Source organism: Pseudomonas sp. MWU13-2105, assembly GCF_023242315.1.
GTDB lineage: Bacteria > Pseudomonadota > Gammaproteobacteria > Pseudomonadales > Pseudomonadaceae > Aquipseudomonas.
On record NZ_JALLIY010000005.1, the window covers coordinates 141,006 to 154,471 of the forward strand.

The window sequence follows — 13,466 nt, forward strand, 5'->3', positions numbered from 1 at the left end:
TCAGATCTTATAAACGCCGCAAAACCTGTAGGAGCGGGCTTGCCGGCGATGGTGATGCAAGCTTCACCACCGCTATCGCTGGCAAGCCAGCTCCTACAGTGACCGCGTTGACCTGATATGAAATATCCGGTCAGTCCCGTTTACGGCGGTTCCTGAGATACTCCAGCACCGCCAGCCGCTCCCCGGCAAACTCGATCCGCTCGCCTTTGCTTTCACGCTGGAAGGCGTACATCGGGTCGTAATACTCGTTCAGCAAACCTTCGATCCAGCCCCGGTGCAGATCTACCACACCACTGCGTTCCTGCTCTTCCAGCGCGGCCTGCATCAGCGCCTTCAGCCGCTGGTGCCGCTCGCCGCCAAGGCGTTTGTGGATGTTGTCCAGGCTGCCCAGCAGGCGCTCGGCAAACAACTGGAACCCCTGTTCGGCATACACACCGACAAACTCCGCGCAGAGCTCGACCACATAGTCGCGCAAGATGCGCTCGACCCGACTTTCCAGGCTGTCCTCCAGCCAGACCACGGGAAACCGTTGCATCCCCTGGTACAGCGCCAACGGCAAGGCACAACGCCCGACCATGCGGCTTTCGTCTTCCAGCACGAAGGACTCGATACCCCGCTCCTGCTTCTTCAGCAGGTCCACGGCCAGGCGGTTTTCAAAGTCGATATTCGACGGCTGGCCGGTGGCGCGCTTGCCGAAGCTGGAGCCACGATGGTTGGCGTGGCCTTCCAGGTCCAGGCTGTTTTCCAGTTGGACGATCACATCGGTCTTGCCCGTACCGGTCATGCCCCCCAGCAAGACGAAATCTGCCTGGACCACGGCCTGCTCGACGGTCTGCAGCAAAAAACTGCGCATCGCCTTGTAGCCACCACCCACCCGCGGATAGTCGATCCCCGCCTCATGGAGCCATTGCTGGACAATCTGCGAACGCAACCCGCCACGGAAGCAATACAGCGCGCCGTCGGGATGGACGCGGGTGAAGTCGGCCCAGGCCTGGAGCCGCGCCGCCTTGACCTCGCCACCCACCAGTTGGTGTCCGAGGACGATGGCGGCCTGCTGGCCGTGTTGCTTGTAGCAAGTCCCCACGCGCTGCCGTTCGAGATCGGTCATCAGCGGCAGGTTGACCACCCCGGGAAAGGAACCCTTGTTGAATTCGACCGGCGCCCGGGTATCCATCATCGGTGTGTCATTGAGAAACAAACTGCGGTAGTCGGTGATATCAAGGGACATCAATACACCTCTACCGCGTGGCTCTGTCGTTCCACCAACTGGCCGATGGGTGCAAGCGTCAGGCCCAGTTCGGCGGCCACGGCAAGGAACTCGGCCTCGCCTTCGGCGGTCACCGCCACCAACAGTCCGCCGCTGGTCTGCGGGTCGCAGAGCACGCGCTTGTGCAACTCGCGCAGGGGGCCGACCTTGCTGGCATAGCTGTCGTAATTGCGCAGCGTGCCGCCAGGCACGCAGCCCTGGTCCAGGTAATACTCGACCGTCGGCAGGCGCGGTACCTGTTCATAGACGATACGCGCGGTCAGGCCGCTGCCATCGGCCATTTCCACCAGATGGCCGAGCAGGCCGAAGCCGGTGACGTCGGTCATCGCGGTAACCCCCGCCAGCTTGCCGAAACGACTGCCGGGCTTGTTCAGGGTACACATCCAGTCCCGGGCCACGCCGACATCTTCGCTGCGCAACTTGCCTTTCTTTTCCGCGGTGGTCAGTACGCCGATCCCCAGGGGTTTGGTCAGGTACAGCTTGCAGTCAGCCGTCGCGGTGTCGTTGCGCTTCATATAGCGCTTTTCCACCAGGCCGGTCACCGCCAGGCCGAAAATCGGCTCGGGGGCGTCGATGGAGTGGCCGCCGGCGAGGGGGATCCCCGCCGCGTCGCACACCGCACGACCGCCCCGAATGACTTCACGGGCGACTTCCGGGGCCAGCACGTTCACCGGCCAGCCGAGAATGGCGATGGCCATGATCGGATCGCCGCCCATGGCGTAGATATCACTGATGGCGTTGGTGGCGGCAATCCGGCCGAAGTCGAAGGGATCGTCGACGATCGGCATGAAAAAGTCGGTGGTGGAGACTACGCCGCGCTCTTCATCGATGGCATACACCGCGGCATCGTCGCGCGAGGCATTGCCGACCCAGAGTTTCGGGTCGAGGTTCTGCGCGCCACTGCCGGCCAGGATGACTTCCAGCACCTGGGGTGAAATCTTGCAGCCACAGCCGGCGCCATGGCTGTACTGGGTCAGACGAATCGGTTCGCTCATCGGTACACCTCAGTCCGTTTCAAATTCCATCGAGTTTAACAGAGCCACCGACTCAGGGCCCGGATCAGACATGGCCCAATCGTGAGCTTGCCCGGCCCGATTGGCGCTCCCGCCCAGGGATTTTCGGCTCAACATCGAGCTGCCCCACCGGCGAGCCATTGCCCGCCCCCCGGCCCCTGTATCGACCTCCAACAAAAACGGGAACCCTCCTACCATGAACAAGGCAAAACTGAGCCTCGCCTGGCAGATCGTCATCGGTCTGCTGCTGGGCATCGCCGTCGGCGCGCTCCTCAACCATTACAGCGCGGACAAGGCCTGGTGGATCGGCACATTCCTGCAACCGGCGGGCGACCTGTTTATCCGCCTGATCAAGATGATCGTCATCCCGATCGTCATTTCCTCGCTGATCGTCGGTATCGCCGGGGTCGGCGACGGCAAGAAACTCGGGCGTATCGGTTTCAAGACCCTGCTCTACTTCGAAATCATCACCACCGTGGCAATCATCGTCGGCCTGGTCCTGGCGAACCTGTTCCAGCCTGGCCACGGCATCGACATGAGCCTGCTGGGGACCACGGATATTTCCCAGTACGAGAAAACCACCAGCGAGGTTCAGGCCAACCACGCCTTCATCACCACCCTGCTGAACCTGGTACCGTCGAACATCTTCGCCGCACTGGTACGCGGCGACATGCTGCCGATCATCTTCTTCTCGGTGATGTTCGGCCTCGGTCTGTCGAGCCTCAAGGACGAACTGCGCCTGCCTCTGGTCGGGGTGCTGGAGGGCGTCTCGCAAAGCATGTTCAAGGTCACCCACATGATCATGCGCTATGCCCCGCTCGGGGTCTTCGCGCTGATTTCGGTGACCGTGGCCAACTTCGGCTTCGCCTCGCTGTGGCCGCTGGCGCGCCTGGTGACGCTGGTGTACGCCGCCATCGCATTTTTCGGTGTGGTGGTGTTCGGGCTGGTGGCGCGGATCTGCGGCTTCTCGGTGTTCCGGCTGATGCGCATCCTCAAGGCCGAGCTGATCCTTGGTTTCTCCACCGCCAGTTCGGAAACCGTGCTGCCACGGATCATCGAGAAGATGGAAGCCTTCGGCGCGCCACAGGCGATCAGCCGCTTCGTGGTGCCCACCGGCTATTCCTTCAACCTCGACGGTTCGACCCTGTACCAGAGCATTGCCGCAGTGTTCATTGCCCAGTTGTACGGGATCGACCTGTCCCTCGGCCAGCAGATCACCCTGGTACTGACCCTGATGGTGACCTCCAAGGGCATCGCCGGGGTGCCGGGGGTGTCGTTCGTGGTGCTGCTGGCCACCTTGGGCAGCGTCGGCATCCCCCTCGAAGGCCTGGCGTTCATTGCCGGGGTCGACCGCATCATGGATATGGCCAGGACCGCGCTGAATATCGTCGGCAATGCCCTGGCGGTGGTGGTCGTGGCACGTTGGGAAGGTCTGTACGATGACACGGCGGGCGAGCGTTACTGGCAATCGCTGTCGCAACCACAACCGGACGAGCAGACGCTTGTGCCGGCGCGTTAACGGATAGACTGATACCTGAATCAGCATGCTGGAGGTCGCCCCATGGCGCATTTATCGCCCAAGCTCAGCGGCATGTCCCCCGACGTGTTCCGCTTCGAGATCAGCGAAAGCAGCGGCTACGCCCAGGACTGGCACGCCCACGACTGTCATATGCTGCTGTTGCCGCGCCAGGGCGGGTTGTTCCTGGCGACCGAAAGCCACACCCACACGCTCCACGTCTCGCGCCAAGCCTTCTCCCTGGTGCCGGCGGATTTCGCCCACTCGACCCAGGCGGCCCCCGGGCGGGAAAAGCATATGGCGCTCTACGTCGACTCGCAGTACATCCACCACCAGGGCCGGCTCGACGGCTACCAGGCCTTTGCCGCACAGGCTGATCGCGCGGGAGTCTGGCAAGGCAGCGAGACCCTGGACAGCATCCTGCGCCTGCACGACCAGCTCGCGGCGGGATGCTCGGCCGCAGACTTCCGGCGCCAGGTCCCGCACCTCAACCACCTGCTGTTCGAAGAGTGCGCCCGGCTGATCGCCCGCCAGCAACCGCCGGCGCAACACAGCGACAGCCAGCGTAACGCCCTGCTGGTCCGCGATATCCAGCGCTACGTGCGCGAACACCTGCAGGACGAGCTGAATGTCGACCTGATCGGCTACCAGTTCCACCTGTCGCGACGTCACCTCACCCGCCTATTCAAGGCCTGCTGCGATGAAACCCTGGTGGACTTCACCAATCGCACCCGGGTCGAAACCGCCGCGCGACTGATCTCCAGCAGTTCCCTGTCGATCCTCGACGTCAGCCTGGCCGTGGGCATCGACTCGCCGTCCTACCTGGCGCGCCTGTTCAAGCGCTACCTGGGCCTGGTACCCAGCGACCTGCGCAAGCCGCACTGAGGCCATGGCCCAAACGTTCGCCTGCACGACCCGATCCGCCTAGAACCTGTCGCTGCCGATTGCCAGAATCGACCTCATCCACCGTGTCGCGAGGTCAGGTATGAGTGATGTACAGGTTGTAGAAGTCTTCAAATCGAAACAGGGTGGCGGCAACCCCGCCCCCATCGCCGTCGACGCTGACGGCTTGAGCGCCGGGCAGATGACCGCCATCGCCCGCGCCTATGGACATGAAAGCGGCTTTGCCTTCACCCCGCTGGATCAGGCCAGCCACGACTACCATTTCCGCTTCTTCGTGCCCCTGCATGAAATGAGCATGTGCGGCCACGCCACCATCGGTACCGTCTGGCTGCTGCAACAACTGGGCAAGCTCGACCGCCGGCAACTGTCCATCCAGACCCAGAGCGGCACCGTGACCGCGCATATCCGGGGCAATCCGGGTGACGACGCATTCATCGAGATTTCCCAACCGGCAGGCGTGGTCAGTCGAGTCGACGACGCCGAGATCCGGGCCCGGATCATCGAGGCCATCGGCCTGCAGCCGGACGACCTACTCGACCTGCCGTTCCTGAACGCCGCCACCAGCCGGGTCAAGACCCTGGTCCCGGTCAAGACCCCGGCCCTGCTGGATGCGGCACATCCCGACTCGCCGCGCATCAAGGACTTGTGCGAGCAGATCGACTCCACCGGGCTCTACCTGTTCTGTCCACGTCCGGACATCGCCCGACAGTTCGACAGCCGGCAATTCCCCAAGGCCTCGGGCTATCCCGAAGACGCCGCCACCGGCATCGCCGCCACGGCCCTGGCGTTCGGCCTGCTGGAGTACGGCATGATCGAGGCCGATGAACAACCGATCCTGGTGCATCAGGGCCGGGCCATGGGTCGACCCTCCGATATCTACGTGCGCCTGGACCTGGACGCGGGCAGTGCGCAGCCGATCGGTTGTTATGTCGGCGGCTACAGCGCGTTGGCCGCCGGACAGCAACCGACAGGAGAGCAGCATGAGCGCTGAAATCCGCCAATGGCTGCCTTTCTCCGAGGTCCGACAACCGTACCAGGCGTTGCTTTGGGCGATTTACCGCGAGGCGCCGCAAAGCTTTGTGGTCCCGACACACTTCAAGTTGAGCGTGCGTGACGGCAACCTGCTGTGGGTATCGGGCCAGGTGCCGCGCTTCAACCATGAGATTCGCCATACCGGGATCGTCGGCCAGGATATTTCCCTGGACCAGGCGCGGGAAGCGGCCCGACTGTGCACGGCAAACTTCCTGTCGATTGTCGCGGCGGCCTGCGATGGCGACCTGGAGCGTGTCGAGCAGATCGTTCGCATCACCGGTTATGTACGGGCACCCTCGGATTTCGGCGCTCAATCGGAGGTGATCAACGCGGCCTCCGAAGTCCTGGTCCAGGTCTTCGGCGACCGTGGCCGACATGCACGCTCGGCCATCGGCGTGCAGTCCCTGCCAGGTGGCGCGGCGGTGGAGATAGAAGGTGTGGTTCGATTGAAGGATTAAGCGGCGTTTTCCTTTACCATTCGCTCACTTCGGACGGTAAAGGGAGCACCAGGCCACATGGATCAGCACACAGCAATCACCGACTGGGTCCGGCGGGCGCCACAATCCAGCCCGCTGGAGCGTATTGAAGCGTTCTTTTCCGGCCACGGCTTCGATCCTCATCGCCACGACACCTACGCCATCGGGTGCACCTTGTCCGGCGTGCAGAGTTTCAAGTATCGCGGTAGCCAGCGCCATAGCCTGCCCGGCGGCACCCTGGTACTGCACCCGGACGAAGTTCACGATGGCCAGGCCGGGACGCGGGACGGCTTCAGGTACCGCATGGTCTACGTGCAACCCGCCTTGATCCAATCGGCACTGGGCGGGCAGCCCCTGCCCTTTGTTCCCGGCGGCATCAGTCACGATCCGCGCCTGCGCCGGGCCACCGAAGCCCTGCTGCGGGGCATGGACAACGTCCTCGATCCACTGGAGGAGGAAGACGCGCTGTTCGACCTGGCCCAGACCCTCAACGCGCTCCGTGGCGCGCCACGCCAGCCGCGCAGCTTCGATTACCAGGCCGCGGAACGGGCTCGGGAGTACATTCACAGCGCCCTGGATCGCACGGTTACCCTCGATGAGCTGGCCGAACACAGCGGGCGTGATCGCTGGAATCTCTCACGGGACTTCCGAATGCTGTTCGGCACCAGCCCTTATCGCTACCTGAGCATGCGCCGCCTGGACCTGGTCCGGTCATTGCTGGTTCAGGGCCGATCACTGGCCGAGGCGGCATTGATCGCCGGCTTTACCGACCAGAGCCATATGACCCGCCAGTTCGGCAAGACCTTCGGCCTGCCGCCGGGGCGCTGGCTGAACATGCAGGGCTTGCACAATCGTACAATCGGTCGACACTGAAATGCAGCTAGGCTGGGTTTCAATCATCCGCTCAGAGGCCCAGCCCATGAATACCCCGCAAACCCTTTCCCCCATCAATTTCGCGCAGAAACTCGCCCTGTTCGATGACAAGTGGAAACCCAGGGTCATTGCCGAAATGAACGACTACCAGTTCAAGGTGGTGAAGATCGAAGGCGATTTCGTCTGGCACTCCCATGCCGATACCGACGAGACGTTTATCATCCTGGAAGGCGTGCTGCGCATCGACTTTCGTGACCGCCAAGTGCATCTGGCGGCGGGTGAAATGCTGGTGGTGCCCAAGGGTGTCGAGCACAAGCCGTTTGCCGAGAAGGAGGTCAGGATGCTGCTGATCGAACCACGGGGGGTGGTCAATACCGGGGACGAAGGCGGGGAAATGACAGCCAGTAATGACGTCTGGGTCTGAGGCGTCTGTCAGATAGCTTTCGCGGGCAAACACCGCTCCCACGCTGTTTCGTGGAACCTATGTGCCGTGTACGACACATACCTCGTGGGAGCGGTGCTTGCCCGCGAAGAACGATAACGCGGTCTCTCTGCAAGACCGCGTTTCAGATCACGCCGACAACGAATAGATCAACGCCGAAATCGCCACCAAGCCCACCAGCGTGACGAATACGTTGGACATCTGCCCCGAGTACTGCCGCATCGCCAGCACCCGACGAATCGCGTACATCGGCATCAGGAACAGCAACGCCGCGATGATCGGCCCGCCGAGGGTCTCGATCATGCCGAGTATGCTCGGGTTCAAGGTTGCCACCAGCCAGCACACCACCAGCATGAACGCCGCCGTCATGCGGTCCAGGGCCTTGGTCCCGGGTTTGCGGCCACTCTTGGCGACCAGGCCCTTGAGGCCCTCGCTGGCCCCGATGTAGTGCCCCAGGAAGGACTTGGAAATCGCCACGAAGGCAATCAACGGCGCCGCGAAGGCGATGGTCGGGTTGCTGAAGTGGTTGGCCAGGTAGGACAGGATCGACAGGTTCTGTGCCTTGGCTTCGGCCAGTTGCGCCGGCGACAGGGTCAGCACGCAACTGAAGACGAAGAACAGCACCATCACCACCATCAGCAGGTGGGCCCGCGACAGGATCTGCGAACTGCGCTCCTCGGCGTGCTCACCATGGCGACGTTTCTGGTCAACCGCGAAGGCCGAGATGATCGGCGAATGGTTGAAGGAAAAGACCATCACCGGAATGGCCAGCCACAAGGTATGCAGCAAGGCCGACGGCTCGGGCAGATTGCCGGCCGTGGCGAGGATACCGCCGTTCCAGTGCGGTACCAGGTACACCGCCAGGAACAGCAAGGCGACGATAAACGGATAGACCATCAGGCTCATGGCCTTGACGATCACCTGCTCGCCACAACGCACCACCACCAGCAGGCCGAGGATCAGCATCAGCGACAGCAGCGCCCGGGGCGGCGGCACCAGGTGCAGTTGGTGTTCGAGGAAACTGCCGACGGTATTGGTCAGCGCCACGCTGTAGATCAGCAGGATCGGGAAGATCGCAAAGAAGTACAGCAAAGTGATCAGTGCCCCGGCCTTGATGCCGAAATGTTCTTCCACCACCTCGGTGATATCCGCGCCCGCGCGCCCGGAGAGCACGAAACGGGTCAGGCCACGGTGGGCGTAGAAGGTCATGGGGAACGCCAGCACCGCCAGGACCAGCAACGGCCAGAAGCCGCCCAGCCCCGCGTTGATCGGCAGGAACAAGGTGCCCGCGCCGATGGCCGTGCCGAACAGGCCCAGCATCCAGGTAGTGTCTTGGCGACTCCAACTGCTCAGCGCAGCGGGTGCCGATTCATAGCGTTCGTCGACGCTGTTGGCCTGGTCATTCATCCGGTCGAATCTCCGTTAGCCGGTCATTACCACGCGACCGGGACGGATAAAAAACAGGTTACTGGCAGCGTCCCGGCCATAAGAGGGGCGCGATTGTCCGGGATTAAGCTTGAGAAGCAAAGGGTTAGCTGAGTAACGGTCGATTACGGGCGCAGTTTTATCCGCCATTTCCCCCGGAGTATTGATACACTGTAACAATCAATTCCAGCCTCTCGATCAGTGCCCACCCATGACCTCCGCGCAATGTCGTGCCTGTTTCACCACCCTGCTTCTGCTGCTGGGCAGCTCGTCGGCCCTGGCCGACGACCTGATCATCACCTGGCCAAGCGACTGGGAGGTGCAGACCTTGCCCCCGGCGCAGAACGCCGCCGGCGAAGTGATCAGCGGCCTGCGCCAGCGCGCGGTGAAGAACGACGCCAACGGCGACCCGCTGATGGTCATGGAATTGACCGAGTCGGGGCTCAATCCCGGCCATGAAGTCAACCTCCCCGGGGTGTTGCTGGAGATGCGCAAGGCGGTGCAGAAGAACTTTGTCGAGCGCGGCTTCATGAGTGTCTGCAACCGCATTCACGACAGCACCCTGGGGGGCATGGCTGCGGTGGAAACCACTTGCACCATCACCCAGAACGGCGGTCACGTGATGACCCAGACCCTGGTGGCCGCGGCCCGCGACGGCAAGGCGTATTCCTTGCTTTATGCCGGTTCGGCGGACGGTTACAAGAGCGTCGAGCCGGTGGTCAACGGCATCCGGGCGAGCCTGCGCCTGCAGCCCTGAGCCCCCGGCACGCCCCTGTGGGAGCCGGCTTGCCGGCGATGGCGGCCGACCAATCCCGCAGGGCCACAGGCCCCTACCCGGCCAGGAATCCCCGGGCCATGCCGCTGGCGGCAATTACGATCAGCATGATCAACAGCGCTTCGATATGGCTGATCCGGGCGAATAGCCGGGCGCGGCCGATATCGATGGCCGAGCCCTTCTTCTGCGCAATACGCCATTTGATCAGGCTGATCATCGGCGCCACACCTCAAGGCAGCAGGATCACCTTGTCACTGCCGCCTTGATTGACCTCGGCATAACGCGCCAGGCCCTCGGACAGTGGCGACTCCAACAACCCTGTCGGCAGTTCCAGCAAGCCCTCGTCAAAGAAGCGCCCGAACTGATCGAGCATCCGCGCACAGGCCTCGGTGCCGTAGAGCAGCGAGTTGATCCCGACCACCGAACCGCCCTTGCGATACAAGGCCAGGGCCGGCAACTGCACATGACCGTCAACCGGCGCGGCGATGATCGCGATCCGACCAAAAGGCGCGAGGGCCGTCACTGCCGCTGGCAGCCAGAAGCCGGTGGTATCGAAGATCACATCGGCGCCACCCGGGAAGACAGCATTGACCGACGCCGCCAGATCTTCCGGCTTGTCCAGTTGAATGGCGTCAAAGCCCTTGTCCTGAAGCACCTTGACCTGCTCCGCGCGCCGCACCGCCCCCAGCACCCGCGCCCCGCGAATCTTCGCCAGGGCCAGCGCGGCGCTACCGACGGCGCCATTGGCACCGATCACCAGCAACCGCGTATCGGCCTTCACCAGGCTGCGCTCCAGGGCATCCCAGGCGGTGGTGAATGGCACGCCGAGGCTGGCGGCCTGGGCGAAGCTCAAGTGCGTCGGCTTGATCGCCACTCCGCTGGCGGGCAGGGTCAGGTATTGGGCATGGGAACCGTCGCCGGTAAAGCCCAGCTCCTTGCCGGTGCCCCAGACTTCCTGGCCCAGCAACGCTTGCGGCCCCTCGATCACCACGCCGGCGAAATCCCGACCGGGAATCCGTGGCAGCGTGGTGTAGGAGAAACGACCGAGCACGTTTTTCACGTCGCTGGGGTTCAGGCCGGCTGCCTTGATCTGCACCAGGACTTCTCCGGCAGCAGGTACCGGGGTGGGCACGTCGACCAGTTGCAGGGCCGAGAGATCACCGGTTTTCGCAAATTGCAGGGCTTTCATAAAATACGCATCCAGTCAGAAAAAACGTGGGGGTTCAGGACAGCCAGCCGGCGACCAATTGTTTGCCCAGGGGCCAGGCCTTTTCCCCCAGCTGCATGCCCAAAAGGCCAACCAGGGCCACGGCGGGCGGCGCCGGGGAACGGAAGTCGAGTCCGCCGTAAAGCAGTCCGACGGCGATGCCGATTGCGAGAGAGATAAGGTAGCTCATGATGAACTCCGGGCTCGATGAGGGAATGCCCAGAGTCTATGACCGGTAAAGCGGGGGCGTCGGTCAAAGGCTTCTGTATTTCGGCCAAAGCACCCTCCCCGACAGGAACGGCGCTCGTCAGCCCGCCGGATAGTGGGAAGGAGCCACGCCCAGCGCACGCCGGAACATATCGCTGAAACTACTCGGCGAGTAGCCCAGCTCCCGGGCGATACGGCTGACCGGCACGCCCTGGATCAGCTCCGCGACGGCGGTCGCCAATTGCACCTGGCGTCGCCACTCGGCGAAGCCCATGCCCAACTCGCCCTGGAACAAGCGCGCCAGGGTTCGTACGCTGGCCCCGGCCGATTGCGCGTGCTGCTCAAAAGAGATGTCCAACGACGGCGCACTCATGACCGCTTGGCACAGGTTCATCAGCCGGCGGTCACTGTCCGAAGGCATGGGAATCTTCAGAAACGCGCGTCGCGCGCGCTTGAGCTCCAGCAGGGACAGATTGACCAACGCCTCATAATAATCGCCCTGGGGATCCTCGGCCTGCCCCACCAGATGCACGATCAACTCGCGCAGCAGGCCGCCGACCTCGATCACCTGGACGCTGTCTTCCAGGGTTGCGGCCAACTCCGGACGCAGATAGATATTGCGCATCTGCAGGTCCGAGACCACCCGGATCCCATGGGGAACACCGGGCGGCAGCCATACCGCGCGCTGCGGCGGGACCGCCAGGGCCTCGTGGGGCGTCTCGACCCACATCACCCCCGACATCGCGTAGAGCAACTGGCCCCAGACGTGCACGTGGGGCTCGATGAACAATCCCCGCGGGTAAGTCCGGGCCAAAGGTTGTACCGGCCTGTCGGTGTCGCTCAGGTCCGGCGGCGCTGCCAGGGCCATGGCTCAGCCAGCAACCGGCGTGCGCATGGTGACGAACTCTTCGGCCGCCGTCGGGTGCACGCCGATGGTTTCGTCGAAATGCTGCTTGGTCGCGCCGGCTTTCAAGGCAATGGCCAGCCCCTGAACGATTTCCCCGGCCTCCGGCCCGACCATATGGCAACCCAGCACCTTGTCGGTCTTGGCGTCCACCACCAGCTTCATCAGGGTCCGCTCCTGACACTCGGTCAGGGTCAGCTTCATCGGCCGGAAGCGACTTTCGAAGATCTGCACTTCGTGGCCCTGCTCCCGTGCCTGCTCTTCGCTCAGGCCGACGGTTCCGATATTCGGCAGGCTGAAGACCGCCGTCGGAATCATCGCGTAGTCCACCGGACGATACTGTTCGGGCTTGAACAGACGCCGGGCCACCGCCATGCCTTCGGCCAGGGCCACCGGGGTCAGTTGCACGCGACCGATGACATCGCCGAGGGCGAGGATCGACGGTTCGCTGGTCTGGTATTGCTCGTCGACCTGGATAAAGCCGTGCTTGTCCAGCTTCACCCCGGTGTTTTCCAGGCCCAGGTTGTCCAGCATCGGCCGCCGGCCGGTGGCGTAGAAAATACAGTCGGCCTCCAGCTCGCGACCGTCCTTGAGGGTGGCCTTGAGGCTGCCGTCGGCCTGCTTGTCGATCCGTTCGATATCGGCGTTGAAGTTCAGGCCCAATCCGCGCTTGGTCAGCTCTTCCTTCAGGTGCCGGCGTACCGAACCGTCAAAACCGCGCAGGAACAGGTCGCCGCGATAGAGCAGTTGGGTAGCGGCGCCCAGGCCGTGGAAGATCCCGGCGAACTCAACGGCAATGTAGCCGCCGCCGACCACCAGGATGCGCTTGGGCAGTTCCTTGAGGAAGAAGGCTTCATTGGAACTGATGGCGTGTTCGCTGCCGGGGATATCGGGAATCTGTGGCCAGCCGCCGGTGGCGATCAGAATGTGCTTGGCGCTGTAATGCTGGCCGTTGACTTCGACCTGATGCGGATCGACCAGCTTGCCGTGGCCTTCGAGCAGGGTCACGCCGCTGTTGACCAGCAAGCTGCGATAGATGCCATTGAGGCGGTGAATTTCCTTGTCCTTGTTGGCGATCAGGGTCGCCCAGTCGAAGTCCGCTTCACCTAGCGACCAGCCAAAGCCCTGGGCCTGCTCGAAGTCCTCGGCGAAATGCGCGCCGTACACCAGGAGCTTTTTCGGCACACAGCCGACGTTGACGCAGGTGCCGCCCAGGTAGCGGCTTTCGACCACCGCCACCTTGGCGCCAAACCCGGCGGCAAACCGCGCAGCACGCACACCGCCGGAACCGGCACCAATCACAAACAGGTCAAAATCGTAGGCCATTTCAATCTCCTCGGCAGGCGCACAGCATACCCGCTGTAGCCTTCTGGGTCAGCGTCAGGCATACATGAGGGCGTAGAAACGAAAAAGCCACCCGGGTGGG

Annotated in this window: 14 protein-coding genes and 1 pseudogene; 7 read left to right on the forward strand and 8 right to left on the reverse strand. The window is 63.1% G+C overall.

Features of this window, described 5'->3' with window-relative positions; translation table 11 throughout:
* Window positions 1-130: 130 nt before the first annotated feature.
* Window positions 131-1,228 carry a tRNA 2-selenouridine(34) synthase MnmH gene (mnmH, locus tag M5B96_RS08765; protein WP_248796290.1) on the reverse strand — a complete coding sequence of 366 codons (1,098 nt, stop codon included), beginning with the start codon at window positions 1,226-1,228 and terminating at the stop codon, window positions 131-133.
* Complete coding sequence (gene selD, locus M5B96_RS08770; protein WP_248796291.1) at window positions 1,228-2,262, reverse strand: selenide, water dikinase SelD; 1,035 nt, start codon at window positions 2,260-2,262, stop codon at window positions 1,228-1,230. The genes mnmH and selD overlap by 1 nt, the downstream gene beginning before the upstream one ends.
* 214 nt (window positions 2,263-2,476) lie before the next feature.
* Here selD and gltP point away from each other — a divergent pair, with 214 nt between their 5' ends.
* The 6 genes from gltP to M5B96_RS08800 all read left to right on the forward strand — a co-directional run bounded on the left by gltP (window position 2,477) and on the right by M5B96_RS08800 (window position 7,504).
* Entirely contained in the window at window positions 2,477-3,799 is a 1,323-nt protein-coding gene (gene gltP, locus M5B96_RS08775) for a glutamate/aspartate:proton symporter GltP (protein WP_248796292.1), read from the forward strand.
* Window positions 3,800-3,841: 42 nt separating this feature from the next.
* Window positions 3,842-4,681 carry a helix-turn-helix domain-containing protein gene (locus M5B96_RS08780; protein WP_248796293.1) on the forward strand — a complete coding sequence of 280 codons (840 nt, stop codon included), beginning with the start codon at window positions 3,842-3,844 and terminating at the stop codon, window positions 4,679-4,681.
* A 100-nt stretch (window positions 4,682-4,781) separates the two neighbouring features.
* Window positions 4,782-5,690 carry a PhzF family phenazine biosynthesis protein gene (locus tag M5B96_RS08785; protein WP_248796294.1) on the forward strand — a complete coding sequence of 303 codons (909 nt, stop codon included), beginning with the start codon at window positions 4,782-4,784 and terminating at the stop codon, window positions 5,688-5,690.
* Entirely contained in the window at window positions 5,680-6,189 is a 510-nt protein-coding gene (locus M5B96_RS08790) for a RidA family protein (RefSeq protein WP_248796295.1), read from the forward strand. The genes M5B96_RS08785 and M5B96_RS08790 overlap by 11 nt, the downstream gene beginning before the upstream one ends.
* Before the next feature lie 57 nt (window positions 6,190-6,246).
* Window positions 6,247-7,080: an AraC family transcriptional regulator gene (locus M5B96_RS08795; protein WP_248796296.1), complete on the forward strand. Its 834-nt coding sequence runs from the start codon at window positions 6,247-6,249 to the stop codon at window positions 7,078-7,080.
* Window positions 7,081-7,126: 46 nt separating this feature from the next.
* A complete protein-coding gene (locus tag M5B96_RS08800) occupies window positions 7,127-7,504 on the forward strand; it encodes a cupin domain-containing protein (protein WP_248796297.1) in 378 nt (125 codons plus the stop codon).
* 147 nt (window positions 7,505-7,651) lie between these two features.
* Here M5B96_RS08800 and M5B96_RS08805 read toward each other — a convergent pair whose 3' ends face one another.
* Window positions 7,652-8,929: a serine/threonine transporter gene (locus M5B96_RS08805; protein WP_248796298.1), complete on the reverse strand. Its 1,278-nt coding sequence runs from the start codon at window positions 8,927-8,929 to the stop codon at window positions 7,652-7,654.
* 229 nt (window positions 8,930-9,158) lie between these two features.
* Between M5B96_RS08805 and M5B96_RS08810 the strand changes: the two genes are divergently transcribed.
* Window positions 9,159-9,704 (forward strand): DUF4946 domain-containing protein, encoded by a 546-nt coding sequence (locus tag M5B96_RS08810; RefSeq protein WP_248796299.1) that lies wholly within the window; start codon window positions 9,159-9,161, stop codon window positions 9,702-9,704.
* Between the two features lie 73 nt (window positions 9,705-9,777).
* Here the strand turns inward: M5B96_RS08810 and M5B96_RS08815 are convergent.
* The 5 genes and pseudogenes from M5B96_RS08815 to gorA all read right to left on the reverse strand — a co-directional run.
* Window positions 9,778-9,948 (reverse strand): annotated as a pseudogene (locus tag M5B96_RS08815) (DUF2214 family protein); the annotation flags it as partial.
* 3 nt (window positions 9,949-9,951) lie between these two features.
* On the reverse strand, window positions 9,952-10,911 hold the full coding sequence (locus M5B96_RS08820; RefSeq protein WP_248796300.1) for a quinone oxidoreductase family protein: 960 nt from the start codon (window positions 10,909-10,911) through the stop codon (window positions 9,952-9,954).
* Window positions 10,912-10,945: 34 nt separating this feature from the next.
* The gene (locus M5B96_RS08825) at window positions 10,946-11,119 is read right to left on the reverse strand and encodes a DUF1427 family protein (protein ID WP_084615061.1); all 174 of its coding nucleotides are present in this window, start codon (window positions 11,117-11,119) and stop codon (window positions 10,946-10,948) included.
* A gap of 117 nt (window positions 11,120-11,236) precedes the next feature.
* Complete coding sequence (locus M5B96_RS08830; protein ID WP_248796301.1) at window positions 11,237-12,004, reverse strand: AraC family transcriptional regulator; 768 nt, start codon at window positions 12,002-12,004, stop codon at window positions 11,237-11,239.
* A 3-nt stretch (window positions 12,005-12,007) separates the two neighbouring features.
* On the reverse strand, window positions 12,008-13,366 hold the full coding sequence (gene gorA / locus M5B96_RS08835; protein ID WP_248796302.1) for a glutathione-disulfide reductase: 1,359 nt from the start codon (window positions 13,364-13,366) through the stop codon (window positions 12,008-12,010).
* Window positions 13,367-13,466: the final 100 nt, after the last annotated feature.

Excerpts from the sequence above, each read along its gene's own strand:
- M5B96_RS08800 (WP_248796297.1), top strand. The coding sequence starts at position 7,127 with ATGAATACCCCGCAAACCCTTTCCCCCATCAATTTCGCGCAGAAACTC.
- gltP (WP_248796292.1), top strand. The coding sequence starts at position 2,477 with ATGAACAAGGCAAAACTGAGCCTCGCCTGGCAGATCGTCATCGGTCTG.
- M5B96_RS08830 (WP_248796301.1), bottom strand. The coding sequence starts at position 12,004 with ATGGCCCTGGCAGCGCCGCCGGACCTGAGCGACACCGACAGGCCGGTA.
- M5B96_RS08810 (WP_248796299.1), top strand. The coding sequence starts at position 9,159 with ATGACCTCCGCGCAATGTCGTGCCTGTTTCACCACCCTGCTTCTGCTG.
- M5B96_RS08780 (WP_248796293.1), top strand. The coding sequence starts at position 3,842 with ATGGCGCATTTATCGCCCAAGCTCAGCGGCATGTCCCCCGACGTGTTC.
- M5B96_RS08795 (WP_248796296.1), top strand. The coding sequence starts at position 6,247 with ATGGATCAGCACACAGCAATCACCGACTGGGTCCGGCGGGCGCCACAA.
- selD (WP_248796291.1), bottom strand. The coding sequence starts at position 2,262 with ATGAGCGAACCGATTCGTCTGACCCAGTACAGCCATGGCGCCGGCTGT.
- M5B96_RS08825 (WP_084615061.1), bottom strand. The coding sequence starts at position 11,119 with ATGAGCTACCTTATCTCTCTCGCAATCGGCATCGCCGTCGGACTGCTT.
- M5B96_RS08790 (WP_248796295.1), top strand. The coding sequence starts at position 5,680 with ATGAGCGCTGAAATCCGCCAATGGCTGCCTTTCTCCGAGGTCCGACAA.
- M5B96_RS08805 (WP_248796298.1), bottom strand. The coding sequence starts at position 8,929 with ATGAATGACCAGGCCAACAGCGTCGACGAACGCTATGAATCGGCACCC.
- mnmH (WP_248796290.1), bottom strand. The coding sequence starts at position 1,228 with ATGTCCCTTGATATCACCGACTACCGCAGTTTGTTTCTCAATGACACA.
- M5B96_RS08785 (WP_248796294.1), top strand. The coding sequence starts at position 4,782 with ATGAGTGATGTACAGGTTGTAGAAGTCTTCAAATCGAAACAGGGTGGC.
- gorA (WP_248796302.1), bottom strand. The coding sequence starts at position 13,366 with ATGGCCTACGATTTTGACCTGTTTGTGATTGGTGCCGGTTCCGGCGGT.
- M5B96_RS08820 (WP_248796300.1), bottom strand. The coding sequence starts at position 10,911 with ATGAAAGCCCTGCAATTTGCGAAAACCGGTGATCTCTCGGCCCTGCAA.